The 24931-nt window shown below is 68.6% G+C and carries 16 protein-coding genes and 1 pseudogene; 3 read left to right on the top strand and 14 right to left on the bottom strand.

Going from position 1 to position 24931, the window contains the following annotated elements; all coding sequences use genetic code 11:
• Positions 1 to 8: 8 nt before the first annotated feature.
• A complete protein-coding gene (locus J7I85_RS09375; RefSeq protein WP_214850465.1) occupies positions 9 to 1724 on the top strand; it encodes an ATP-binding protein in 1716 nt (571 codons plus the stop codon).
• Positions 1725 to 1766: 42 nt separating this feature from the next.
• Positions 1767 to 2429 carry a response regulator gene (locus J7I85_RS09370; protein WP_214850458.1) on the top strand — a complete coding sequence of 221 codons (663 nt, stop codon included), beginning with the start codon at positions 1767 to 1769 and terminating at the stop codon, positions 2427 to 2429.
• Between the two features lie 525 nt (positions 2430 to 2954).
• Here J7I85_RS09370 and J7I85_RS09365 read toward each other — a convergent pair.
• The 3 genes and pseudogenes from J7I85_RS09365 to J7I85_RS09355 form a co-directional block, all read right to left on the bottom strand.
• Positions 2955 to 4411: pseudogene (locus tag J7I85_RS09365) on the bottom strand (DUF222 domain-containing protein); the annotation flags it as partial.
• A gap of 175 nt (positions 4412 to 4586) precedes the next feature.
• Positions 4587 to 4970, bottom strand: coding sequence for a RidA family protein (locus J7I85_RS09360; RefSeq protein ID WP_214850445.1), 384 nt, complete (start codon positions 4968 to 4970; stop codon positions 4587 to 4589).
• A gap of 38 nt (positions 4971 to 5008) precedes the next feature.
• Positions 5009 to 5521, bottom strand: coding sequence for a GNAT family N-acetyltransferase (locus J7I85_RS09355; RefSeq protein WP_214850442.1), 513 nt, complete (start codon positions 5519 to 5521; stop codon positions 5009 to 5011).
• 182 nt (positions 5522 to 5703) lie between these two features.
• Here J7I85_RS09355 and J7I85_RS09350 point away from each other — a divergent pair, with 182 nt between their 5' ends.
• Positions 5704 to 6216: a cupin domain-containing protein gene (locus J7I85_RS09350; RefSeq protein WP_214850439.1), complete on the top strand. Its 513-nt coding sequence runs from the start codon at positions 5704 to 5706 to the stop codon at positions 6214 to 6216.
• Between the two features lie 59 nt (positions 6217 to 6275).
• On the opposite strand, the gene J7I85_RS09345 is transcribed toward J7I85_RS09350, so the two are convergent.
• From J7I85_RS09345 to J7I85_RS09295, 11 genes are all read right to left on the bottom strand, one after another.
• The gene (locus J7I85_RS09345; RefSeq protein ID WP_308159437.1) at positions 6276 to 7115 is read right to left on the bottom strand and encodes an inositol monophosphatase family protein; all 840 of its coding nucleotides are present in this window, start codon (positions 7113 to 7115) and stop codon (positions 6276 to 6278) included.
• Complete coding sequence (gene ligA, locus J7I85_RS09340; RefSeq protein WP_214850428.1) at positions 7112 to 9406, bottom strand: NAD-dependent DNA ligase LigA; 2295 nt, start codon at positions 9404 to 9406, stop codon at positions 7112 to 7114. The genes J7I85_RS09345 and ligA overlap by 4 nt, the downstream gene beginning before the upstream one ends.
• Before the next feature lie 102 nt (positions 9407 to 9508).
• The gene (locus tag J7I85_RS09335; RefSeq protein WP_214850426.1) at positions 9509 to 10177 is read right to left on the bottom strand and encodes a hypothetical protein; all 669 of its coding nucleotides are present in this window, start codon (positions 10175 to 10177) and stop codon (positions 9509 to 9511) included.
• A gap of 88 nt (positions 10178 to 10265) precedes the next feature.
• Entirely contained in the window at positions 10266 to 14726 is a 4461-nt protein-coding gene (locus J7I85_RS09330) for an FtsK/SpoIIIE domain-containing protein (RefSeq protein WP_214850424.1), read from the bottom strand.
• Positions 14723 to 15427, bottom strand: a complete 705-nt coding sequence (locus tag J7I85_RS09325) for a hypothetical protein (protein ID WP_214850415.1) — start codon at positions 15425 to 15427, stop codon at positions 14723 to 14725. Before J7I85_RS09325 ends, J7I85_RS09330 begins: the two co-directional genes overlap by 4 nt.
• Positions 15428 to 15518: 91 nt before the next feature.
• Positions 15519 to 17183 carry a serine/threonine-protein kinase gene (locus J7I85_RS09320; RefSeq protein ID WP_214850413.1) on the bottom strand — a complete coding sequence of 555 codons (1665 nt, stop codon included), beginning with the start codon at positions 17181 to 17183 and terminating at the stop codon, positions 15519 to 15521.
• Complete coding sequence (locus J7I85_RS09315; RefSeq protein WP_214850404.1) at positions 17180 to 18916, bottom strand: FHA domain-containing protein; 1737 nt, start codon at positions 18914 to 18916, stop codon at positions 17180 to 17182. The genes J7I85_RS09320 and J7I85_RS09315 overlap by 4 nt, the downstream gene beginning before the upstream one ends.
• Complete coding sequence (locus J7I85_RS09310; protein WP_214850402.1) at positions 18903 to 19781, bottom strand: PP2C family serine/threonine-protein phosphatase; 879 nt, start codon at positions 19779 to 19781, stop codon at positions 18903 to 18905. Before J7I85_RS09310 ends, J7I85_RS09315 begins: the two co-directional genes overlap by 14 nt.
• Complete coding sequence (locus J7I85_RS09305; RefSeq protein ID WP_214850391.1) at positions 19778 to 21178, bottom strand: RDD family protein; 1401 nt, start codon at positions 21176 to 21178, stop codon at positions 19778 to 19780. The genes J7I85_RS09310 and J7I85_RS09305 overlap by 4 nt, the downstream gene beginning before the upstream one ends.
• Positions 21175 to 23598, bottom strand: coding sequence for a transglutaminase domain-containing protein (locus tag J7I85_RS09300; protein ID WP_214850389.1), 2424 nt, complete (start codon positions 23596 to 23598; stop codon positions 21175 to 21177). The genes J7I85_RS09305 and J7I85_RS09300 overlap by 4 nt, the downstream gene beginning before the upstream one ends.
• A complete protein-coding gene (locus J7I85_RS09295; protein ID WP_251024164.1) occupies positions 23595 to 24899 on the bottom strand; it encodes a DUF58 domain-containing protein in 1305 nt (434 codons plus the stop codon). Before J7I85_RS09295 ends, J7I85_RS09300 begins: the two co-directional genes overlap by 4 nt.
• Between the last annotated feature and the right edge of the window lie 32 nt (positions 24900 to 24931).

Below are 24931 nucleotides of genomic sequence, written 5' to 3'. Positions count from 1 at the left end.
GTGCCAGGATGAGCCCCGCCGGCAGGCTTCCGCTCAGGTTCTCCACCCAGACGTTGCTCCTGCAGCTGGGCGTGGTGCTCCTCGTCGTGCTCCTCAGCGGCGCGGTGCATGCGTGGCTGACGTTCGAACGGCTGGGCCGCGAGGCTGAAAACCAGGCCCTGACCCTGGCCCGAACCGTGGCCTCGGACCCCTCGGTCCGCGCCAACGTGCAGGCCATCAGCCGGCAGGCGGGCACTCCCCCGCCGGCGGAGCTGAAGGCCGGGCCGCTCATGGCGGTGGCCGAGGGCGCCCGGGCCAGCACCGGCGCCCTGTTCGTGGTGATCACCGACGAAGCGGGGATGCGGCTGGCCCATCCCGACGCCGACCGGCTGGGCGAGCGCGTAAGTACCGACCCGTCCGAAGCGCTGGCGGGCCGCGAGGTGACCACCCGCAACACCGGCACGCTGGGCCCGTCGGCCGGCGCGAAGGTTCCTGTATTCGCACCGGGTTCGGGTTCTGGTTCCGTTTCGGGTTCGGGTTCCGGGACCGTGGTGGGCGAGGTGAGCGTCGGCTATTCCACCGAGTCCATCGGCCAGAGCCTCGCCCGGGACATCGTGCCGATCGTGCTGACAGCGGCCGGCTCACTGGCCGCCGGGGTCCTCGCGTCATTCCTGCTCCGGCGCCGGCTGCAGCGGCTCACGCTCGGCCTGGAACCGGAGGAAATCGGCGCCCTGGTGCACGACCAGGTGGCGGTCCTGGAAGGGGTGGACGAGGGGGTCGTGGGCATCTCCGCTGACGGCCGGATCAGCGTGTTCAACGCCGCGGCCCAACGTCTTCTTGGCCAGCCCGACCTTTCCGGCCAGCTCTGGCAGGACGCCCCGGTACCGGCCCGGCTCAAGGCCCTCACTCTGCCCGACGCCCGTGAGGGCGAGGCCGTGGAACTGGTGGCCGGGGAACGGGTCCTCGTGGCCAGCGCCCGGAAGGCACTGCACCGCCGCGAAGATCTGGGCTGGGTGGTCATGCTCCGTGACCGCACCGAACTCCAGCACCTGACCCGGCAGCTCGACGCCGTCGGAACCATGTCCACTGCCCTGCGGGCGCAGCGGCACGAGTTCGCCAACCAGCTCCACACGATCGCGGGGTTCATGAGCATCGGCCAGCACCAGCAGGCGCGCAATTACCTCGAGCGGATCGCAGCCACAGGCCCGCTGAAGTTCCCCGTGGACCAGGCCGAACTGCTGCAGGACCCGTATCTGCAGGCCTTCATCGGCGCGAAGGGCGTGGAGGCCGACGAGCGGGGGGTATCGTTGCGGATCGGGCCGGAAACCCTGGTGCGGGGCCAGGTGACGGAGCCGCAGGACGTCACCACGGTGCTCGGAAACCTGATCGACAACGCGGTCAACGCGGCGGTGGCCGGCACGGCCGCCGAGCGCTGGGTGGAGCTTGAGCTGCTGGATGACGAGGGCGGCGGCACCCTGCACGTCGTCGTCGCCGATTCCGGCGACGGGCTGCCGGACGGCGGCAACCCCGAGGCGGTGTTCGCCGAGGGGTTTACGACGGCGGGCGGCAGTGTTCTCCAGGGACAGGGCCGCGCCGGCGGCCAGGGCCTGGGCCTGGCGTTGGCGCGTCAGCTGGCGCGGCGGCGCGGGGGCGACGTCACGGTGCTTGAACCCGGCAACGCCGGCGGACCTGGCGCCGTGTTCATGGCCATGCTGCCGGGCACCACCACGGCGCGGAAAGACTGATTGCGCGCGCAAAGACTATGAATGCCGGACGGAAGGACGAGGATGTCTGAGGATTTCAGGGTGCTGATCGTGGATGACGACTTCCACGTCGCCAAGCTCCACGCCGCCTATGTGGATTCCGTGGCTGGGTTCCTGGCGCTGCCCCCGGCGGGTTCGGCGTCGCTGGCGCTGCAGTCCATCCACAGCCTGCGCCCGGACCTGGTGCTGCTGGATGTGTACCTGCCGGACGCCTCTGGCCTTGACCTCCTGCATCAGCTGGACGTGGACACGATGATTCTCAGCGCGGCGTCGGACGCCGCGTCGCTGCGGACCGCGTTCCGGCGCGGCGCCCTCGGGTACTTGCTCAAGCCCTTCACGGCCGAATCCCTGTCGCAGCAACTCCGCTCCTATGCCCGGTACCGGCGGATCCTCGGCCAGTCCGGTTCCCTGGACCAGGACACCGTGGAGCGGGCGAAGCGGGCGCTCATTCCGGGTGACGTCTCGCCGTCGGCCAAGCCGAAATCCGCGACCGAGGCGGCGGTGCTGGAATCGCTGGTGCCCGGCGAGCAGTACTCGGCGGCCGACGTCGCCCGGCGGGTGGGCGTGTCCCGGGCCACCGCGCAGCGGTACCTGTCCTCGCTGGCGGACGACGGGGCCGTCGAGATCCAGCTCCGCTACGGCACCACCGGCCGGCCCGAACACCGTTACGGCCTCCCGGCCTCATAGCGCGGACTGGCAGCACATGCGCGGAAACCGAGCGCTCCCGGCCGGACTGCTGGACCACCGCCAGCTACCGGTGAACCGTCAGCGGCGGCAGTCTCTGAACAGCGGGCCGCCTCTTTAGGCTGCTTCACGGCCTGTCACAAGCGGCTCGCAGGTAATTGCGGTGCTTGCCCTACCTGGCTTCTGGGTCTCGTAGGGCTCAGCGGACAGACTGAGTGCCCACTCCGGAAACGGGTCCTCGGGTAGTGGATAGTCTGCCTGTTCGAGTTCTGCCAGGTCGTCTTCTATGGGCTCCGCTTCGTCCGGTTCGGTTTCGGGCAGGTGATCGTCAGCTACCACGGCGCCCCAGCCATACTCGTCCCGGTCACCATCGCGACCGGAATGGTCGGGCGAGGCGTTGGCGCGATCGTCAGGCTGTTCGGGCATGCGCGGGTCAATGCTGTTGAGCACGGCTTGGTCATTGGGCACGGCTGGGTCATTGGGCACGGCTGGGTCATTGAACACGGCCAGGTTGTTGAGTATGGCTTGGATGGGTGGTGGCCAGTGGGGTGGTTCCCAGTCGGGTTGTTCGCTGGTGTAGTGGCGGCCGGTGGGTGAGGTCCAGCCGGGCGGGTCGTTGGCGTTGGCGGCGGTGGGTGTCCAGGCTGAGTTGTGTTTGAGTCTGTGATGTTTGGGGCATGGTTGGCCGAGGTTGCTGATCCCGGTGCCGCCGCCATCGGCCCAGGCGAGGAGGTGGTCGGCGTCGTTGTCCAGGGAGTGGTTGTTGCAGCTGGGGAACGTGCATTTCGCGTCCCGAAGCCGCAGCCATTGCCGCATCGCTTTGGGAATGCGGTAGCTGGTCCGGCCGATTTCCAGGGGTGCCCCGTCGCGGGGATCTATCAGTACCCGCAGGAACGACGTGGCCTCCTCGGCAACCAGGGCACGGGCCATGGACGGCGGGATCGGCCCGTAGCCGTCCAGCATGGCGGGTTCCTCGGTCAGACCCAGCAGCGAGAACACCGGAACGGTGACGAGGACCTGGGCTCCGGGCGAGGGCACACCCCCGGCCAGCCCGGAACCGGCGATCCCGTCATCAATCACGCTGACCCGGGGGCCACCAACAGTGCTGCCGTCGCTGGTGCCGGCCGGGGTAGGTTCGAGGCCCGCCGTGAGGAGCCAGGTTGAGGTGACATCGGCGCGGAGCTGGGTGAGGGTCCTGGCCTCGCCCGGTCCCTGCATGGCCCGGGCGGTGGCGGTGGTGCGGTCCCAGATCCCGGCGGCCTGGGCCGCGGGCAGATAGACCGAAAGCCAGGCCATCCCGTCGCGGTCCGGGGCGTATTCCACCCGCCGGTCCGCCGCCGAGCGGGCGTGGCGTTTTTCGATGCTGACCGGGTGGTGCCGTTCCCGCCAATACCGGACCTTCGCCCGGAACCGGCACGGGACGAGCTCCCCGGCCGGGCAGCCCCGGGCCGGGTCCGGGGCGTCCGGGTCCAGGAAGTGCGCCTCCAACGCCGCGGCACCCGCCGGATCGAGGTTCGCGGTTTCGTCGACCATAATCCGGGCGTGCTGCCACGACATGGCCCCTGCCTGCAGCGCGAACAGCGTCAGCGGCCGGGCGCTGGTCAGTTCAAGGCGTCGAACAGCAGAGCACTCGCGGCGCGTTCGCTGATCGTCAGGACACACGCGACCTCCGAGGTCACGGCCATCTCCCTGACGGTGCGGTCCTGCGGGGACTCGGCCGGCGACGCCATGGCCTTCTCGGCGTCGGCGTACGCGGCAACGAGCTGCACCTTCAGCGCCGCGAGCTGAGCCTCCATCCGGGCCAGCTCGGCCAGCCCGTCCAGGCAGGCATCCGCCTGCTCCCGCAGCGGATCACCACCGTCCGACGCCGGGTTGTCTGTTCCTTGGAACGCAAGGCCGCCCGTCCCGCGGCGGACAAAAGCAGCCAGCACCGAAGTGGAGGCGTCAATGGCCTCCATCGTCTCGACAGCTGCACTGCTTTCCATACCCGCAGCCTTTCACGAGCCACTGACATTTTTCCGGTGGTCGCGGGCCCAATTTCATCAGGCCGCAGCCGACATCCACAGGAGGAAATCAGGTTTAAAACGAAATGGCAGCTAATGCCCGCAATCTCGTGGATGCGGGGCGTCAGCTGCCAAATCGCGCTTGGGCGGGGACGTTCTAGCTGGCGCTCTTCTGCGCGACGAGCTCGATCTCCACGAGCATTTCAGGGTCCAGGAACGGCAGCACGTGGACCAGCGACAGCGTGGGGCGGATCTCGCCGAAAACCTCGCCGTGGGCACGGCCGGCGTCCTCCCACTTGCTGATATCCGTCAGGTACAGCTTGGACTGCACGACGTCGGCGAGCGCGAATCCGGCGTCGGCCAGGACAGTCTCCAGCTTCTGCAGGATGAACTGGGTCTGCTCGTAGAAGTCACTGCCGACGATGCCGTTCTCTCCGCTGGCCGAGGTGGCCGAGATGTAGAGCGTGTTGTCCACCTGGACCGCGCGGGAGTAGCCGAGCTTCTGTTCCCAGACCGAGCCGGTGCCGAACGTCTTGCGCATGCTGCGCCTTTCACTAGGGGTTTTAAGTCGGCTCCACTCTAGGCGGGGTGGACGACGAGCCTGAAAACCAGCAGCTTTATGTCGGTGCCGGGCACATACCAGTCGCGCTCCGGTACCCGTCGGAAGCCTGTTTTCCGGTACAGCCCGTGGGCGCTCTCCCAGTTCCCGCCGGTGGTCAGTGCGACGGCACGGATCCCGTCCAGCGATTTGGCGTGCGCAATAATCGCTTCCACCATGGCCAGGCCGGCGCCGCTGCGCTGCACGGCGGGATCCACCACGAGCATGCGGAACTCAAGCTCGTCGTCCAGCGCGATATCGGCATACTTCTCGCCGGCCAGCGCCAGCGTCACCGAGCCGACGATCGTGCCGGCGCGCTCTGCCACCCAGATGGTGGCACGGGCTGCGCGGGTTCCCACGTCCTGAATCTGCTTCATGTAGGGGTGGTCCGCGCTCTCGAAGTATCCCGCCGCCAGATAGGCGTCCCGGGTGATGCGGGCGATGGCCGCATAGTCGGCTGGGGTTGCGGGACGGACGGTGATCTGCGGTTGCACCCGTCAATGGTAGTGCCAGCAGACCGATGCGCCCCGCGAAACAGCTGTTTCCGTGATTGAACTATCAGGTACGTGCTTTCACAGGATTGACTCCCTCTGCTTTGTTTTCCCTATAGACCGGCACGGTTGGCGGGACGATAATTCCTGCACCGCAAACTCCGTGGCAAGGAAGGGAATAGCCCATGAACGAGGAAGGGGCTCCGCGGCTGACCGTCGTGCAGCCCGGACAGGGCAGGGAAGCGCAACTCGGCGGCATCGGCGTCGTGTTCAAGCTCCTTGGCGAGGACACCAACCAGCAACTGTCCATCGTGGAGCATCCGTTCCCCGTTGGCGCGCTGGTACCGCCGCATATCCACACCCGTGAAGACGAGTACTCGATCGTCATCGAGGGCGAAATAGGGTTCCGCTCCGGTGACCGCGAGGCGGTCCTGGGTGCAGGCGGGTACATCACGAAGCCACGGAATGAACTTCACACCATGTGGAACGCGGGAAAGGTGCCCGCCCGCATGATTGAGGTGATTAGCCCCGCGGGATTCGAGCACTTCTTCTGGGGCCTTGCCAACCACATCGAAGCCGGACTGCCGGACCCCGAGACGGTCGAGAAACTCGCGGCCCACTTCGGCCTGCGCTTCGCCGAAGCGCCCTGGCTGCCGGACATCATTGCGCGCTACAACCTGACACCGCCGCAAATGTGAACCACCCGGGCCGCATTCGGCCCGGGCAGCGCTCCGAGCCGGCCCCGGGAAGCACCCTGTTACAGCGGGAACTTGCCGGACATCTCGAGGGTGCCCGCGCATGTCCAGGCCGAAAGCCGTTCCACCGCCGAGGGCCCTCCCTGGAGCGGGCTGGTGAGCCGCGGGCGCCGCACCCAGCATCCGGCTTCCTCCGCCACCAGCGCGCCCGCGGCGAAGTCGTGCTCGTTCAGGCCCCGCTCGCCAAAGGCGTCGACGGTTCCGTCGGCAACCATGCACAGGTCCAGGGCAGCCGAGCCGAGCCGCCGCACGTCCGCAAAGCCGTCCACGAAGCTGCCCAGCGCGGCGAACTGCTCCGCGCGCACCTCCGGGTCATAGCTGAAGCCGGTGGACAGGATCTGGCCGGCGCGGCCGGGAACAGGACCAGTGAGCTGCACCCGCTTCCCGTCCTGTTCCAGCCACGCGCCCTGGCCCCTCGAGGCGTAATACACACGCCCCAGCGCGGGCGCGTGCACGACGCCGGCCAGCCACACGCCGTCGAAATCGGCAACAGCCACTGAGGTGGCATAGTAGACGATATTGCGGATGAAGTTGGTGGTCCCGTCGAGCGGATCAATGGACCACCGCAGCCCGGTCGGTTTCTCGGGGCGTGTTGTCCCGTGCTCCTCGCCGGTGATCACGTCGTCGGGCCGCGCACTGCGGATGGCGGTGCGAACGGCTTCTTCGGCGGCCACATCGAAGGCGGTAACCCAGTCGCCGGCTTCGCCCTTGTTGGTCACAGTCCCCGAGTCCAGGGCGCCGTTGCTGCGTTCGCCAAGGACACCGGCACCAGCAGCCGCGGCGGCCTTGGCCACGGCGAGGAGCCCGGTCACGTTCAAGGTGTTTGCGGTATCCGGTGTCACTCGGAATCCTCCCCGTCGGCCGGGAGTGGCGTTGCCTCAGGATCCTCAGCCGGGGCTTCAGCTCCAGCTCCATCCTCGTCAGCCCTGGCGGGCCCGTTGGCCAGCAACTCCCGGAACCCGTCCTCGTCCAGCACAGGCACGCCCAGTTGCTCGGCCTTGTCCCGCTTGGTGCCGGCGTTGTCCCCGGCCACTAGGTAGCTGGTCTTCTTCGACACCGATCCTGCCGCCTTGCCGCCGCGGACCAGGATGGCTTCCTTGGCCTCGTCGCGGCTGAAGCCTTCCAGGGTTCCGGTGACCACCACGGTCAGTCCCTCGAGCGTGCGCGGAGTGGACTCGTCCCGTTCGTCCTTCATCCGGACCCCGGCTGCCGCCCAGCGGTCGATGATTTCGGCATGCCAGTCCTCGGCAAACCACTCCTTGAGCGCTGCTGCGATGGTGGGGCCAACGCCGTCCACACTCGCGAGCTCCTCCTCGGATGCCTGCCGGATGGCGTGCATGGTGCCGAAGTGGTTGGCCAGGGCGCGCGACGCCCGGGGGCCGACGTGCCGGATGGACAGCGCCACCAGGACGCGCCACAGCGGCTGGGTCTTGGCCTTTTCGAGTTCGTTGAAGAGCTTTCCGGTGGTGGCCGTCGGCTTAGACGGCGTCTTGGCCGTGCCCTTGCTGTAGAAGTAGGGCACCAGCTCGAACTCGCCGGTGGCAACGCCTTTGGACCGCTTCTCGCGCCGGATCTTCACCGGTTCAAGGTCCTCCGGAGTCAGGTCAAAAAGGGCCGCTTCGCTGACCAGCGGCGGGACCTCAGGCTCCGTCGGCTGGGTCAGCGCGATCGCAGCCTCCCAGCCGAGGGCTTCGATGTCGAATGCTCCCCTGCTGGCAACGTGGAACACGCGCTCACGCAGCTGCGACGGGCAGGACTTGGCGTTGGGGCAGCGGATGTCCACGTCGCCTTCCTTCCCGGGAGCCAGCGGCGTGCCGCAGGACGGGCATTCCGTGGGCATGACGAAGTCACGCACCGGCGGGTCCTGCTGGTCCCGGAGCGCCAGCACCGGGCCAACGATCTCCGGGATAACGTCCCCGGCTTTCCGGAGCACCACAATGTCGCCGATCTTGACGCCCTTGGCCTTGACGACGTCCTGGTTGTGCAGCGTCGCCATTCCCACGGTGGAGCCCGCCACCTTGACCGGTTCCATGATCCCGAAGGGCGTGACCCGGCCGGTGCGCCCGACGTTCACGGCAATGTCCAGGAGCTTGGTGTGCACTTCCTCGGGCGGGTACTTGTAGGCGACGGCCCAGCGCGGAACCCGCGTGGTGTAGCCCAGGGCACGCTGGGTGGCGAAGTCGTCGATCTTCACCACGATGCCGTCGATCTCGTGGAGCAGGCTGTGCCGCTTGTCCCCGTATTTCTCGATGAAGTCCAGCACCTCCGCCGGGCTGGCGAGAACCTCGAAGTAGGGGCTGACCGGCAGTCCCCACTCTGCCAGAAGCCGGTAGGTCTCCGACTGGCTGGCGGCCTGGAGGCCCTCGCGCGCGCCGATCCCGTGTACGAACATCTGGAGCGGGCGCTTGGCAGTCTCTGCCGGATCTTTCTGACGGAGGGAACCGGCCGCGGCATTCCGCGGGTTGGCCAGCGGCGCCTTGCCCGCCTCAATCAGCGCCTCGTTGAATTCGGCGAACGCCTTGGACGGGATAAACACCTCGCCGCGGATTTCCACTTCTGCAGGAAAACCGCTGCCGCTGAGCTGCTGCGGGATCTCCTTGATGGTGAGCACGTTGTGAGTGATGTCCTCACCGGTGGTGCCGTCGCCGCGGGTGGCGGCCCGGACCAGCTTGCCGTCCCGGTAGAGCAGGTTCACGGCGAGGCCGTCGATTTTCAGCTCGGTCAGCCAGGCGGCCTCGGGGTTCCCGGACTTGGCAACCCCGGCCTCCGCCTTCGCGATCCAGGCCTGCAGTTCCTCAAGGGAGAACACGTCCTCCAGGCTGTACATGCGCTGAAGGTGTTCGACGGCGGCAAACGCCGCGGACACTTCCCCGCCAACCTCCTGGGTGGGCGAATCATTGGAAACGAGCTTCGGATGCAGCGCCTCAAGTTCCTCCAGCCGGCGAAAGAGCGTGTCGAACTCGGCATCGGAAACGAGCGGCTCATCCTCCTGGTAGTACGCGAACCGGTACTTCCGGACGAGGTCCGCCAGGTTCTCGTACTCATCCCGTACCGACTCAGAGGGAATGGCTTCCGGCTCAAGCTGGTCAGTTCCGGTGGCTGCGCTGTCTGTGGGGCCTGATGGTGTGCTCACAGACCTATCTTGCCTTACAGCCAGGACATTTTGCCGAGGCGGCAGGCCTCCCGTGCCGGGGATGCCGGGGGTGCCGGTCAGAACCGCCGCCGGCGAAAGCCCCTACCAGTGACCGGGGCGGTTCCGGCTCCACAGGGCGAAGGCCAGTCCGCCCAGACCCACCAGGAGGACGCCGCCCATGACGGCGAACAGGCCGAAAATGCCGAGGCCGGACCCCTTGTCCGCGACTACGACGGCGGCGGCTTGGCTGGCGGCGGGGGTGGCGATCGGTTTAGTCCAGCTGGACTCCGCAGAAAACACGGACGGCGACGGGTCCGCGCTGGCGGAGGCGGTGGTCACCGGCCGTGTTGCAGCGGGGACCGCGGCCACAATCCCGTCATTCGCTGCCGGGACGACGGCGGGAGCGGGCACCGGTGTGACCGGTGCAGGAGCCATGCGGGTCGCGGGCGCCACCGGCCGCACCGGCGCCGCAGGCACCACCGGCGCAGCAGGTGCCACCGGTTGCACCGGCTGTGGGGGCGCCGGAGCCGGCGAAGGTGCCGGCGCTTTCTGGGCCGGCGGCGGCGCCGTCGCGGAGGCGGTTGGCGTCGTCATCGGCGCCGGGGAACCGGACGACGGCGGAGCGACAGGCGCGGGCGACTCCGAGCACGGTCCCTCCGGCAGGCAGGCCGCCTGGGCAGCTCCGGCGGCGCCGGTCACAACCGTGAAGGCCAGCATGGCAGCGGCAGTTCCGGGCAGAAGCGCGCCACGCAGAAGAGGAAGACGGATCATGGAGTACCTTTGCAGCCGCGCGGGACCCTCCCGCGTCGAGTTTTGTCCCGGGTATCTTCCTACAGTCCCGCCCGGCGCGCCAAATTGGCTACTGCCGGTTTTCCGGCGGCAGCGCGATCTGGAGCTTGCGCACCTTGCCCCGCCCGACGATGTAGCCGCGGCCCGGAATGAAGCCGGCGCCGACCCGTCCGAGTGACGTATTGAGGAGGCTGTCGCCGTCGATGTCGCCCGGGTTGATCAGCAGCCCCCTCCTGCCCGACTTGAACGGCTGCGCGAGCGACCAGGCCGATGACCAGGTGGACGTTTCGGATTCCCCGACCACCCACTGGTCGGCCTTGATGGACGCCGCCACGAGCCTTCCTATGCCGGACTCGGCCAGGGTGTCCGTAAACTCCGTGAGTCCCTCGATGAAGATGGCCACCTTGCCCGGATTGGCCGAGGCGTGGTCCGTGAGCGCTTCCACCGCCTCCTCGACGTCGTCGGCCCCCACCAGCGAGCGGTCCCAGACCGGCAGGGACGCCACGGCGGACTTCCTGGCGGCAAGGTAAACCAGTTCGGTGCCGGGGTTGGACCGGCGCAGCGCGTAGGCCATGGTCACCAGGGCCACGGTCCGGCCGGAGCCGGGCGGGCCGGCGAGCAGCAGCGGGCCCTTGGCCATGAGTGTGGCGGGCTGCAGCGTTTCGTCGTCCACGCCGACCACGGGCAGATCCGGCAGCCCGGCAGGCAGGATGTCCAGGTCGATCTGCTCGGGCAGCCGCTCGATGCGCGGAGCCCGTTCCACACCCTGGCGGAGCATGGCTTCGCTGAGTTTGTGGACTTCGCGCGCCTGCAGGGCCAGGTTGGAGTTGCCGCCCAGGACGGCGAGCTGCACCTCGTGGCCGCCCAGCAGCCCCCGTCCCGGAGGCGCGGCCTGGCCCAGGACGTCCTTTGGCACGTCCATGGTCAGGTAGTCGTCTTCGGCGGACAGCCTGAGTACCAGCCTTCGCTGGATGGAGGCAAGCAACGACGCCGGGACGGAGTTGGGGCGGTCACCGGTAACAACGAGGTGGATGCCCAGGGGACGGCCGTCGGTCGCCAACTGCAGGAAGAGGTCCCATAGGCCGGAGAGCTTGCTGTACTCATAAGCCTCACGGAAGGCTGACATGCCGTCGACCAGCACGAAGATGCGCTTTTCATCCGGCAGGCCGGCAAGCTTGCGGTACTCCCCGATGGTGGAGGCGCGGACCTCGGCGAAACGGGCTGCCCGGTCCTCGGCGAGGTCGCTAAGCCAGCGCAGCAGCCTGCCCACGCGTTCCACGTCGTCGCCGTTGATGATCCCGCCCACGTGCGGAAGTTCTTCGAGCATTTTGAGCCCGGCGGAGCCGCAGTCGATTCCGTAGACGTGGACGGGGCCGCCGCGCGGGGTGACGGCAGCGGCGATGGCGATGCCCCGCAGGGCCGCGGACTTGCCTGAGCCGCCCGTGCCGTAGATGGCCATGTTGCCGTCTCTGTCCGGTTCGTAGAAGACGGTGGGCTGGTCCTGGCGGGCGGGGTCGTCCGCAACGCCCAGCAGGAGCCGTTCATCGGTGCGTGGGTTCGGCAGGAGCGAGAAGTCGTAGGTGGTGGCCAGTTCGTTCAGCCACGGCTTCCGCGGCGGTTCGATGGCCAGCAGGTCCGCCGCGGCGATGACGTTGGCGGTCATCCTTGCGATGTCGTTGGGCCCGGCCGGTTCGTCCTGCACCGCAGTGTCGGGGGCCGGCGTTTCCCAGGCAGGACCGGACCCGAAGGCCATTTCCACGATGTCGATCTGCGGACGCTGCGGGCGTTCCGTGGTCCAGCCGCCGGCGTAGCCGGTCTGGAAACCCTGGATGCGGCCCGGACCGGTCTTCGCCGCGCCGCGGCCCGGGATGGAGGGGTCGAAGTACGCGGCGTCCGGCACGCCCAGGATGTCCGTGGCGTCGTCCTCGTCGGCCATCCGCAGCGCCACCCGAAGGTTCGTGTTGGCGCGCAGGCTTTCCTTGATGACGCCGGCGGGGCGCTGGGTGGCGAGGATCAGGTGCAGCCCGAGGGACCGGCCGCGGGCGGCGACGTCGACGACGCCGTCCACGAACTCGGGCACCTCGGTGGCCAGGGCAGCGAATTCGTCCACCACGATCACCAGGTAGGGCGGGGCCTCGGGATCTGCCTCGCGCTGGAGCGAGAGCAGGTCCTTGGCCTTTTTCCTGTTGAGCAGGTGTTCCCGGTAGTGGAGCTCAGCGCGCAGGGACGTCAGGGCGCGCCGCACCAGGTGCGGCGAGAGGTCGGTGACCAGGCCCACGGTGTGCGGCAGGTGGACGCAGTCAGCAAACGCGGCGCCGCCCTTGTAGTCAACGAACAGGAAGCTGACGCGGTCCGGGCTGTACGCGGTAGCCATGCCCATCACCCACGACTGCAGGAACTCGGACTTGCCGGCGCCGGTGGTGCCGCCCACCAGCGCGTGCGGCCCCTCGTTCTTGAGGTCGAGGTGGAGAGGTTCCACACCCTTGGAACCCACAAGGGCACGCAGCGAGCCGTTGTCCTTGCGGTTGGCGACAGCGGTGGAGCGGACGGAGTTGTTCTCCTGCCAGCGTTCCGCCACGGCCTGCGGATTTTCCAGGAAGTCCTTGCCGATAAGCGTCGCATAAGACACGGCGCGGGGCAGGTTCGAGTCGTCCTCCACCGGTTTACCGGCGTCGACCACGGGCGAGAGCATGCGGGCCAGCTGGCCTGCCAGTTCGGCGTCGAGGCTTTCACAGCTCACGGGGTAGGTGTGGCGTCCCAGCCGGACCTGGCCGGTGGTGTTGCCGTGCTCGCCGTCCACGGCCATGAAGTCACGGCAGGCGGCCGGAAGGGATTCGACGCCGGCAGCCACCCACAGGACGTGGACACCGGTGTCGGGTCCGCGCTCCACGAGCCGGGTCAGCCGGCCGCGGTCCACCGGCGCGTCGTCCTCGACGATTACCAGCACGGACGGCAGCACCGGCGGCGGAACATCCGCGGTTTCCACGGAGATGCCCGGCCGGTGCACGGGACCCTGCGACCGCTGGGCGGCCTCCCGGAGTTCCACGAGATCCTCGAGGCGGGACAGCAGGCTGGTGCCGCCTGCCGAGCCGGCAGCAAGGTGGTCGCCGCTGACCGGGCTGTGGCTCGAGCCGACGTGCGGCAGCCACTGGAGCCAGTTCCAGCGTTCCCGGGACCGGGCCGAGGTGATGGCGGCAACAGCTACTTCCGCCGGGGAATGCAGGCCCACGAGCTGGAGCACCACTCCCCGCGCCACGTCATCGACGAGTCCGCGCGGCCCGGCGAGGCCGAACGAGCCGGCGGTCCGCAGCTGTGAAACCACCGGCACGCCCTCGATCAGCCGGAACTGGTCCAGGCAGCCCTCAATTTCGCGCCGGTACTCTGTCTCGGTTTCCGCGGAGTTCGGCTCCTCGAACGGAATCCTGGACGGCACTGTGCCGAGCCCGAACCGGAGCGTCAGGAACCCGGAGTGCTCCGGCCGGTGGGTCCAGAGCAGCGGACCCAGCTTGTAGATGGAGTCGACGGTGTCACTGACGGACGGCGCCTCCTGGAGCCGGACGGCCCGCTCAACGCGCTGCAGCTCGGTCGTGTCCTGCCGGAAGGCGGCCATGCCCGCCCGGAACTGCTTCAGCTGTTCCTTGCGCTCGCGCTGGCTTTGCAGCTTCTGGTCCACGTAGTGGCCCACAATGAACAGCGGCATCATCAGCATGAACAGTATTGACACCAAGCTCTGGGTCACCGCGAACAGCACCGCGCCCATCATCAGCGGGGCGATCAGCATGATGTAGGGGAAGGGATGGTGGTCCTGCCGCTTGGGCCCGGCCGGGGGCACGCGCTTGGCCGGGGCGAACCGGGGGATCACCCGCGGGGAGCGGTTGAAGTCCACCAGGGGCGACGTCGGAGCTGCCGCACCGCTGCGCGCCAGCGGCACCACGGTGAGCTCGGTGTCTCCCAGCGTCACGGTGTCCGAGGAGTTCAGCGTGGCACGGGTGACCGGCAGACCGTCCATTTGGAGTCCGTTGGCGGAGTTCGTGTCGACGATTTCGATGCTCTCCCCCACGGTGATGCGGGCGTGCCGCTTCGACGTCAGGGGGTCGGTGAGCCGGACGTCCACGCCCCGGTCCCGTCCGATGTAGCTGGTGCCGGTGGGCAGGGAAAATTCCCGTCCGACGTCGGGCCCGGAGACTATGCGCAGCGTCGCCGCGGCGGGGCCGCGGTCTGCGGCCGGGCCGGCGTCGTTCGGGTTCCCGAACTGGTCGCTGACCTGGGTGAGCGAAACGACCGACCCGGGCCGCAGCCCCGACTCGAGGAGGTTGTCCGCCCGGTCCAGGACGATGCCGCGCATGCCGCCGGCAACGAATGCCTCGTCGATCCGGAGCGAGAGGTTCGGCGGGGCAGGCTGCTGCCGTCGGGCGGGGTCGGCCGTCCACAGCTCGGTGGCGATGTCGGCGACGGTGGCGCGGCCGTCCACGGTGACTGCCAGGTCCTTGGCCTCGGCGGGGTCCCGGCGCAGGGTCAGTCGGATTCTCATGCTTCGCTGTCTCCGCGCATCTTTTCCAGGAGGTGAAGGTCGCTGGCGGTGACCAGGTGCGAGGTGACGGCGTGCTCGACGAGGCGTGCCCGGCGGTTGGTGGCCAGCTTCCCGCCGCCACCCCGGAGGCCCGCCACTCCGGCACGGTCCAGTTTGTCGCACACGTTGTCGAGCTTGCGGTTGAACCGGGTGAGGGCCCAGCCCAGGGTCCGGGCCGCCTCCGAGGATGAGGGAATGGCGCTAAACCCGGTGCCTTCGCGCCGGAGCATGGGTTCGGCTAGCGCCACGATGAGGGCTTTCTGCGAGTCCGTGAAGACCACCGGGCCGATGGTGGTGTCGCCGCCGCTGGTTTCGCTGCTGGCCTCTTGCCGGAACGACGGCGTTTTCAGGTGGACGGCGAATTCATAGGTAGTGGGTCCGGCGGTGAAGATGATGCTGGTGTGGTTGAAGACCAGCGGCAGCCGGGCGCCGGGCGAGAGCCAGGCCTGCATGCCGCCGGATCCGTCGGCCACCGTGGCGGAGAGGCGGCTGCCCACGTTGCTGAGCCACCAGATGCCGTCATACCTGGCGATCTGTAGGAAGCGTCGGTGCAGGTAAGGGTTGTCGTCCACTTCCAGGTCGCCTTCGCGGCCGATGCTGAAGATGTCCTCATCGGTCGGCTCATACCACTCGCCGCAGAAATCTATGGCCAGGTCTCCCATGTTTCCCTGTCTTGTCGTCGGTGCTGGTTGATGCTGGGCAGCTGTTGACGCCTTACGCGTCTGCCGCTGCCGGGTGCTAAAGCTGCCGGGGCTAAAGGCAGGCGATGGAATCCTCGCCCGCCGGTGATGCGGTTCCGTCGCTGCGGACCAGGATCACCTGGACGCAGGTGGGTTCCGCCGGATTCGCCGTGACGTCCACCCGGGTTGCCGACGTCGACAGATAGCTTCCGCCGCCTTTGACCGTTTTGATCCGCCATTTGTAGGCGTCCCCCGGTTTCGGCTGCGGGTTGGTCCAGGTGAAGCGGACCTTCCCCTGGGCGCCTGCGCTGCCGGCCAGTTTGGCGACGTCGGGCACGGACCCGTCGTCGACGGCGTCGGCGGGCGGCTTGCTGACCGTTTCGGTGGGGCGGGCCTGCGGCTGCGGCGCAGCTGATGCCACCACAATGCCCACGATGACCGCCAGCACCAGGAGCGTTCCGCCGGAGATGGCGAGCCACAGGTTGCGCTTCCCATGATCGGCCGGCTGGTCCCCGGCCTGGCCGGGTGCATCATCCTCCGCTGCCTTGGGCTGGTTGCTTCGCAGGACCGTGGCGCCTGCCCAGTCGTCCGCAGCCGTTACCACCGCCGCAGGCTCCGGGGCCGGCGCGGTACCCGCCGTCGAAAAGGTGGCTTGGGGCGCCACGCGGGCTGGCCCTGGCGTTGGTGCAGCAGGCGCCGGCGCCCGCCCCGGCGGGGTGCCGGCGGCAGCACCTCCCCCGTCCAGCGGCTTGGTGCGGGCCGGGAACGTCGGGGCGCTTCCGGTCCGGTCCGGGTCGATGGAGGCGACGTTGCGGACGCGCGTCTCCTCGACGCCGTCGTCCAGGTCCACGTCCTCCTGGTGGCGTTCCTCGAGCACTTCGAACGGCGTAACGGACAGGTTGAGCTCGGCCTGGATCCGCTGCAGCGCGAGGGCGAAAGCGTGAGCCGACGAATAGCGTGACGCCGGCGACTTGGCCATTGCCGTGGCCAGGGCCAGTTCAAGGGATTCCGGCACGTCGGCGCGGCCCAGTCGCGGGACGGGCATGCTGGTGATGCGCGAAATGAGCTCGCGCTGGGAGTTGTCGGCCCCTGGCAGCACGAAGGGCGACCGTCCGGCGAGCAGTGTGTACAGCGTGGCGCCGAGGGCCCACACGTCCACCATCACGCCGTCGACGTTGCCATCGCGGAACTGTTCCGGCGGGGACCACGGGATGGACATCCCCGCGTCCTCATCAACGTCCCCGGCCAGCGTGCCGGAGATGCCGAAGTCGGTGAGTGCCGGGCGGTTGTAGTCCGTAACCAGGATGTTGGCGGGCTTGATGTCCCGGTGGGCTATGCCGGCCCGGTGCGCCGTCTCGACGGCGGATGCCACCTGGATGCCGACGGCCAGGACCTCGTCGACGCTGAAGCGCTGCCGGCGGTACCGCACGTCCAGGCTGGGCCGCGAGCAGTACTCCATGGCGAGGTACGAATGCCCGTCCTCGGTCACCTCGGCCTCGAAGATGGTGACGATGAAGGGGTGCGAGGACAGCTGGGCCATCAGGTTGGCCTCGGACTCAAACCGGCGCCGCGCGCCCTCCGTCTTGAGGCCGGACAGCAGCACTTTAACCGCAACCTTGCGGCGCGGCCGGTCCTGCTCGTAGAGGTAGACGTCAGAGAAGCCGCCCGAGCCGAGCAGGCTCACATAGCTGAAACCGGGGATGCGGGGCGGTGGGGCCGGCGGCCGCTTGGAACTCACAGGATCTCCTCAAAGCGCAAGGAAACGTCATCGCCGAGTTCTGCGATGTCGCCGTCCAAGATAATGGCCATTTCATTCTGGGCAAGGCGACGCGGCGGCTGCCCTTCGCGGACCAGCACGGTGCCGTTGGTAGCTTTCAGGTCGCACAGCATCACGTGCCAGCCCTCCAGCCGGACCTCCACGTGCGACCTCGAAATGTCGCCGCCGGGGCTGGCCACCTGGACCAGCCGGGGCATGGTGCCGCCCTGAACCCGCGACACGGATGGCTGCCGCCCGATCACTATCGACTCGTCCAGGTCGATCAGCTCTCCCGTGGACAGCCGCAGGCGGCCGAGCCTGGGGCGCGGCACCTGCACGGCCACGTCCGGTAACTGCATCCCGCAGGTGAAGCATTGGCTGCTGGTGGGAGGGTTGGCATGGCCGCCGGGGCACGCCCGGGCGAGCACGAGTGGTCCGTTGCCTGCCATCGCGCCCTGTCCGGGTTCTGTGCCCTGGCCACCTTCCGGTCCGTGTCCTGCCTGCTGTGCTCCGGAGGCGGGGAGATCGCTCTTGAGGATGGTCTGACCGTCGTGGTCCCCTTCGGCCGCATCACGGGAGGCGGGCATGGAGATGAACGACGGCGGGACCTGGGGGCCGGTGAACGGCGACGGGACTTGGGGCTCGGAGAATGGCGCCGGGACCTCAGATCCCGGGGCACGATCCCCTCCGGTCGCCCACGGCACCGAGTCGATCAGTCCTGCCTGTGAAGGGGCTGACGGGGGCGCCGGGGCCGCTGCTGCACGGGTAATGACGGGCTGGCGGGCTTCCTGAGATTCAGCGTCCTGACCCGTTGTTTCCTGGTCTGCTGTCTCCTGGTCCACCGTCTCCGGAACTGCCGTGTCCGGAACCGCTGTCTCCCTGGTGGCCGGAGTGCCGCCGTCGTCTTCCTCGCCGGTCCGCACGGCGGCGTCCTCAATGCTGCGCACCACGGTCTTGTCCCAAAGATGGTCGTACGAGCTGGTGAATTCGGTGGCTGAACCGGTGAGTTCGGCGGCGGGCTCGTGCTCATCCCCTTGGGCCGGCGGCTCTATCGCAGGCGCGGCAGCCTCCGGTTCCTCCGCCTCGACGGAAGCGTCCTCGGTGAGGCCCACCATGGTCTCAGCCGACACTTCAGAGTAGGGGGGCTCAGCCTCCGGCGCGGCGGAAAGGGCGGCGGCAGTCTGGGTGCCGGCAGGCAGGGCGGCGGCAGTGTGCGTGCCGCCAGGCAGGGCGCCGGCAGGCGGGGCACCGACCGGCAGGGCACGTAATGATCCGGCAACACTGACCCGCAGTGACTGCAGGAGGACGGCCCCTTCCACTACAGGCAGCTCTGACAGCCGGGATGCCGCCCCGGCCGGCGCCGAAACGCTGAACCACTCGGGGGCGTCCAGCCACCGCTCGGTCCAGGTGGTGACGTTCCGGCCGTCGAGGTTCACGGGACCCGACGGAAGCTGGACCGTCAGATCGATGTCGCCGCGCAGGAATACCCGCAGCGAGTCGCTGAAACCGATGATCCCGAACCACGGGCTGGCGGACAGCGGTGCACCGAACCCTCCCGTCACGGCGTGCAAAACCTCGGCTGCGTCCGGGCTTTTTTCCAGCAAATCCCACACCGTGCTGACCAGCGGGGCCGGAGTGGCGGGGTCGAGGATCACCGCAGTTCCCGAGCGGATGAGGCCTAGCCATCCGCCGGGGACATAGCTAGCTGCGGCCATTGACAGCATCCTCGCTTCCGGCACGCGGCAGCGTGTCCTCCTCTTCCGCGTCGGCGGCAGTCCGGGGTGCGGTCGTGGCCACGCCGGCATCGTTGAACACGTTCCTTGCATCGACGACGATCACCGTGATGTTGTCCCGGCCTCCGCGCCGCAATGCCGCCTGGATCAGGGCGTCCACCGCCTCCTGCGGGTCCTCGACAGTGCTGAGGACGTCCAGTATCTGTCCGTCCGTCAGTTCCCCGTTGAGCCCGTCGGAGCACACCATCACCCGGTCGCCTTCCTCTATGGGCAGGAGCCAGTAGTCGGCCTCGGTCTCGTCGCCCGCGCCCAGCGCGCGCGTCACGACGTGCCGGCGGGGATGCACTGCGGCCTCCTCGGCGGTGATCTCGCCGCTCTCGACGAGCTCCTGGACCTCGGAGTGGTCCACGCTGACTTGGCTGAGCCGCCCCTGGCTCAGCCGGTACGTCCGGGAATCCCCGATGTTCATGACCAGCCAGTAGGGAACGCCCATCTGTTCCACCACCACCACGCCGCTGAGCGTGGTTCCTGCCCGCGAGCCGGTGGCGGAACGGATCGATTCGTCGGCAATGGCCAGGTAATGCTGCACCACTCCCGCGGTGGCTGTCCGTTCCCCCGTGGCCAGCTGTGGCAGCTGTGCCAGTGCCCGCACGCACATGCCGCTGGCCACCTCGCCGGCTTCATGGCCGCCCATGCCGTCCGCGACGGCGAACACAGGATCGGAGGCAATGTAGGAGTCCTCATTGAGCTCGCGGCGAAGGCCACGGTCCGTTCCGTAGCCATAGCTCAGCTTGAGGCCGGGCTCGCTGCCGGTTCCTGGGGTTCCGGCCGCCTGCTGTGAATTCATGCGTGTCCTACGTTGAAGGTGCGGTCCCCGAAGTGAACTGTGGTTCCGGGGCTGACAAATGCGGGTACGCCCGGCTGCAGCGCCGTGCGCATGCCGTCGGGTGTGGTGACGGCGCTGCCGTTGGTCGAGTGGCGGTCGGTTATCCAGACGCCGGTGCCGTCCGTGAGCAGGTGGAGGTGGGTCTTGGAAATGGTCCTGCCGGGGTCCGGGACCGGCAGCAGCTGGGCCTGCGATTCTCCAGCAGCGGGGGCAGGGTTCCGGCCGATCAGGACGGTCCGTTCCAGGCGGAAGTCGCGGCCGTCGTCGAGCCTTATCCTCAGCACCGCCTCGCGGGCGTCCTGGCGCGCCCCGGCGCGCACCTGGGTGCGGTCCATGGCGTCATCCGGGTGAACGGCGTTGACTGGATGATCGGTGGCGTCCGGGGCTGCAGGCGGTGCCGGCTCAACGGTGGTGTTGGAGGCAACCGGGGTGCGGGAGGCAACCGGGGAGGCCACCTGCTGCACCGGGGGCAGGTCCAGGGGCGCGAAACTGTACGGGCCTTCAATACCCCCGGTGGCCACGGGGTTGCGGCCACGAACGACGTCGAACACGAGGGTTTTGGCCGCGCGGTCATGCCATCCGCGGAGCCTGCCGTTCCGGTCCCAGGCGCTGGAGAGCACCACCACCACAGCCCAGGCCGTCCCAAGGAGCAGCAGCGGCCCCAGGATGAGCAGGGCGGCGTCGAACCACCTGAAGACAGCCACCAGAACTGCGGCAAGGACGGCCAGCAGGATGCCGGCTCCGGTCACGATGCCCCGCAGGAACACAGCACCGAGGCCAGGGGCGTAACCGTCCTTGTCAGCACTGCGGATGCCCATGAACTGGTTGCCGATGGTGTTGCCGGAACGGCCCTCGACACTTGCGACGGCGAACGCGTAGACCAGCGCCAGTCCGGCGCCGATGCCCGCCAGGATGGCCAGCAGGCTTGTGTCGTAGATGATGAGCCCGGCGCTCCGCGTGCTGGTGATGCCAGCGAACCCGAAGGACATCAGAACGGTCAGGATGGCCACCGGGGCGAGCCAATCGAGGACGGCGGCACCGAGACGCTTGCCCGGCGCCGCTGGAACCAGCGTGAGCGTGCCTGACATATCCGTTCCTTCCCCCAGCCCTACCGGGATGCTACCGGGAATCCGAGCCGCTTGCCTCCCGCCCGGGTCGGGCGTGACTCCCGGATTGCGCGTTACTCCCCGATCGAGCCGGGGTCCACGGTTAGGCAGGGGCGTCCCGCACGCGCCGCAAAAGCTAGCCCCGGCGCGGACAGGCTGCCCGCAGCGCGGGCACGGCCCGCTTCCCCCGGCAGCCGCAGGTCCCCCGGCAGCAGCCGCGGGTCCCCCACCGGTGACATGCGAACCGTTCACCGCCGGAACCCCCGCGCGGCCAGGGCGGTGCGGGCCTCGGCCAACAGCGACCGGGGCGAGAACCGCGCCCGCTGGCGCCGCCAGAAGCCGACCGTCCCGGTCATCTCTTTGAGCGAGCCATCCACCACATCCCAGTACTCCCGGACCTCATCCTCACTCGGCTGGCCCGCCCCGAAAATGGAGGCGTCAGCCTGGTGCGCCAGCACAGTGGTGGTGGCGCCGGTGGCGGGGAACGCCTCGGCAACTACCGCCGCGGTTTCCCGCCTGGTTGCACGGCTGTCCACGGCGGCGCCCATGTCCGTTGCCAGGCTGAGGACCTCGTTCCAGCCGCCGCCGACGCGCTGGGCAGGATCGCCGCCGGTAAAGCGGGCCTTCCGGCGCCGGGACTTCAGCAGGGCGATGAGCAGCAGCGGCAGGGCGAGGATGCCTACGGGAATCATGGCGATGCCGATGGCCGTGAGGATGGGACCCCACAGAAGCCAGGGATTGTTCTTCTTCTCGTCGGCGTCGAGCGCGTCGGGAGAGGAGTCCGGCGGCAGGTCGGCGGGTTCCTGCGGCGGTGGCGGCGGCTGCAGGACCTGGGGCTTTGGCTTGGACTTGCTTTCCGGGTCGGGCGGGATGGGGATGTTGTCCTTGGGCGGTGTGGGGTCGAAGGCCACCCAGCCCACCCGGTCGAACGCCACCTCCACCCAGGCGTGGACGTCCTTGCCCATGATCTTGATCTCGCCGGCTCCGTTCTCCGGGCTCTTCGGATCGGGGTAGAACCCCATGACCACGCGCGAGGGAATGCCCAGGTGCCGCAGCATCAGGGACATCGCCACGGCATACTGCTCATCGTCGCCCAGCATCTGCTTGGAGGTCAGCAGGTCGCGGATGCGCCCCGCACCGTGCCCGGAGACGCTGGGAAGCTGCCCGTCGGCAATGAGCCCGTTGCTGAAGGCCCCCTTCTTCTGGAAATGGGCCTCGATCTGCCGGACCCGGTCCACAGCGGTGGGGGCGTCCGCGCCCAGGTCGTTGGCCTGGGCGCCCACCACCGGCGGCACGTCGCTGGTGTCAGGCAGGCTGATCCTGGCGAAATCGTATTGCGTCAGCTGCCCGTGCTCCAGCTTCACCGGGTCCGAGACCTGGACAGTGTAGGAGTCACCCCGGGACAGGCCCTGGGTGGTCACCGCGGTGTCCGTTCCTGAGTTGAAGTACAGCCCTGAAGCAGCGCCGGACGAGTCCTGGCCGAAGCTGAGTCCGGTGGTCTTCCGACCACCAGGAACGAAGTAGCCCTGGTAGTCATCAATGGTGACGTCCAGGCTGTAGTCATTCGTCGGGACCGTGTCCGTGGAGTCGGCAAGCGTGTTGATCGATTTCGCGTCACCGACCTTGCTGAAGCTGCCGGAGCCGTTCGGATCCATCGTGTAGTTGGTGCCGTTGAAGGAATCGAGTGCCCCGAGCCGGACCCGGGCGTCCTTGGGCAGCCCCTTGACCGTGAACAGGGCGTCGTCCTTCTTGTCCTTGACGAAGTTTCGGAAGCTCGCCAGCGGCGTGACGTAGTCCTTGGGATCAAAGGGCGGAACGACGACGTTGCGGAGGACGCGCCGCTCGTCACCGGCGGCGATGAGCGGCGACACGGCAGCGGTAATTCCCACCGTTGCCGCCAGGACCGCGGCTCCAGCCGCCAGGCGGCGCATGCGTGCCTTACCGGCGGTGCCCGCGTCGTACTGGGGACGGTTCACCGAGACCTTGCGGGTGTCGCGCCGGCGCAGGGCGTCCCGCCGGAAAGTGGCCCAGGCGATACCCACCACCGTCAGCGCGATGCCCCTTTCCACCGTCAGGAACCCGGCGTTGGTGCTGAAGGCGATGCCCGTGACAAACAGGACCAGGACCGGCAGCAGCGGCCAGTAAGGGCTCCGGATCCGCCAGGTCAGGACACCGGCCGCCACGGCCGTGATGAGTGAGCTCAGGAACGGAACGATCAGCACCCCGCCAGCGGTGCCCACGGGCACTCCGACGGTCAGCATGTCCTTCCACGAGAAGACGACGCCGAGCAACAGCGTCCGCAGGGATTCCAGGCTGGGGAGGAATCCCGCCACCGCGGCGTCGGGAACGGCGAGGACTGTCCCCAGCACCAGGTAACCGCCAAAGGCCGCAGCGGTGGTGATCACCAGCCCCAGCCGGAAATGGGCGTTGCAGGCAGCGATGGCCAGGCCCAGGATGATCCCGCCAAAACCGGCAATCAGGTAATACGGGTCACCGCCGAAGCTGAGGCTGAACCCGAGGACACCCAGCCCGAGCAGAACGGTGAGGGCACCGCAGTCGAGCACAAAATGCCACAGCGGCCGGCCATCGGCGAAGGCGGACTGAACGGCCGGCGTGACCGGGAGGCCGGTCCGGTTTGAGCGGCGGGGGCGGAGACCTGTGGCCTCACTCATGCTGCAGCCTTTCGCAGGACGGAGGGAAGGTCGGAGAGGTCACCCACGGTGAGGACTGTGAGGTCGCCGATGTTGGCGCGGGCCGGGGCGGCGCCCAGGTCGATGAGCACAGCGAGGCTTCGGACGCCGGGCGGCACTGAGGCGGCGGCCGAGCGCAGCTGGGTGGGCGTCACCTGGCTGCCCACCACGAAGAAGACCACGGAGGCGTTGGGTACCGTGTCGGCAAGCGTCCGGGCGAGGTCGACGGCGGTCTTCCGTAGCGGGGTGCCGACGACCCGGGTCATGTCGTCCAGCATGTTGCGGCCGGTCTCGCAGCGCAGCGGACCCGCCTGGGTCAGGACGTCCAGCTCGCGCTGCTCGCGGATGGCCTGGCGTCCGATCGACGCGGCTGCCGAGATGGCCAGCTCGAACTCCTCTTCCGAGGCGTATTCGTCGGTGTTGATGGATAGCGAAATCGCCAGGTGGGCACGGCGGGTTTCCTCGAACTGGCGGACCATGAGCTTGTTGGTCCGGGCCGTGGTTTTCCAGTGGATGTGCCGCCGGTCGTCCCCCGGGACGTAATCGCGCAGCGCGTGGAAGGAAACATCCGCGCTGGACAGCTCCGTGGTGGGCATGCCTTCCAGGTCGCGGATGAACCCCGCGGCGGAACCGGCCAGCGCCACGGTCCGGGGATGCACGTACAGGTCCTGCGGTTCCGTCCAGAGCACCTGCCGGCGGAGCAGGTGCAGCGGATCGGCACGGACGGAGCGCACAGGACCCACCACGATGACGGCCCTGCGCGCCGTCGGGATAGTGAAAAGATCCTCGTGCACCTGCTGCGGCTTCATCCGCGGGAGGTGGAAGACAGCGGTGGCTGCCCCGACGGGCAGTTCGAGGTCAGCCGGCAGGAGCGGCCGGGCAGACGTGTTGGACACCGCAATGCTTCCCACGGCGCTGTCCCCCACGGCCACCCTTGTCCGCGCGAGGTCAAGCAGGACCCCATAGGAGGACCTGCCCAGGATGAAGCCACCGGCGATGACGAAGAGAACCACCGCCGCAATGGCGGCAGCCTTGGCCTCCTGCCAGCCGTAGGCGCTCCCGGCCGCCCACAGGAGAATTGCACCGGCCAGCACGGACCAGCCCAGGACGCTGACCACGGACAGGACAGGCCGGACGCGGCGGCCCCACACGCCTTCGGCCATCCGCCAGGCGGGGCCCAGCGCGAGCCGCGCGATGCTGCTGACCTCGGACCACACCCTGGACGGGCGGATTTGGTGCTGCACCGTGGGCAGCTGCAGCCCGGGCCGCCGCACGCCAGACAGCCGCACCTTAGGCAGCCGCACCTTAAACCGCT

The organism is Arthrobacter sp. ISL-65 (assembly GCF_018613795.1).
In the GTDB taxonomy this organism is placed as follows: domain Bacteria; phylum Actinomycetota; class Actinomycetes; order Actinomycetales; family Micrococcaceae; genus Arthrobacter.
Note: the sequence above shows the minus strand (reverse complement) of the source record. Positions and strands in the feature narration are given on the sequence as shown.

Bases quoted from the DNA above. Each gene is read 5' to 3' on its own strand.
- J7I85_RS09350 (WP_214850439.1), top strand. From the start codon at position 5,704: ATGAACGAGGAAGGGGCTCCGCGGCTGACCGTCGTGCAGCCCGGACAG.
- J7I85_RS09360 (WP_214850445.1), bottom strand. From the start codon at position 4,970: ATGCGCAAGACGTTCGGCACCGGCTCGGTCTGGGAACAGAAGCTCGGC.
- J7I85_RS09325 (WP_214850415.1), bottom strand. From the start codon at position 15,427: ATGGGAGACCTGGCCATAGATTTCTGCGGCGAGTGGTATGAGCCGACC.
- J7I85_RS09310 (WP_214850402.1), bottom strand. From the start codon at position 19,781: ATGAATTCACAGCAGGCGGCCGGAACCCCAGGAACCGGCAGCGAGCCC.
- J7I85_RS09300 (WP_214850389.1), bottom strand. From the start codon at position 23,598: ATGAGTGAGGCCACAGGTCTCCGCCCCCGCCGCTCAAACCGGACCGGC.
- J7I85_RS09335 (WP_214850426.1), bottom strand. From the start codon at position 10,177: ATGATCCGTCTTCCTCTTCTGCGTGGCGCGCTTCTGCCCGGAACTGCC.
- J7I85_RS09370 (WP_214850458.1), top strand. From the start codon at position 1,767: ATGTCTGAGGATTTCAGGGTGCTGATCGTGGATGACGACTTCCACGTC.
- J7I85_RS09330 (WP_214850424.1), bottom strand. From the start codon at position 14,726: ATGAGAATCCGACTGACCCTGCGCCGGGACCCCGCCGAGGCCAAGGAC.
- J7I85_RS09315 (WP_214850404.1), bottom strand. From the start codon at position 18,916: ATGGCCGCAGCTAGCTATGTCCCCGGCGGATGGCTAGGCCTCATCCGC.
- J7I85_RS09375 (WP_214850465.1), top strand. From the start codon at position 9: ATGAGCCCCGCCGGCAGGCTTCCGCTCAGGTTCTCCACCCAGACGTTG.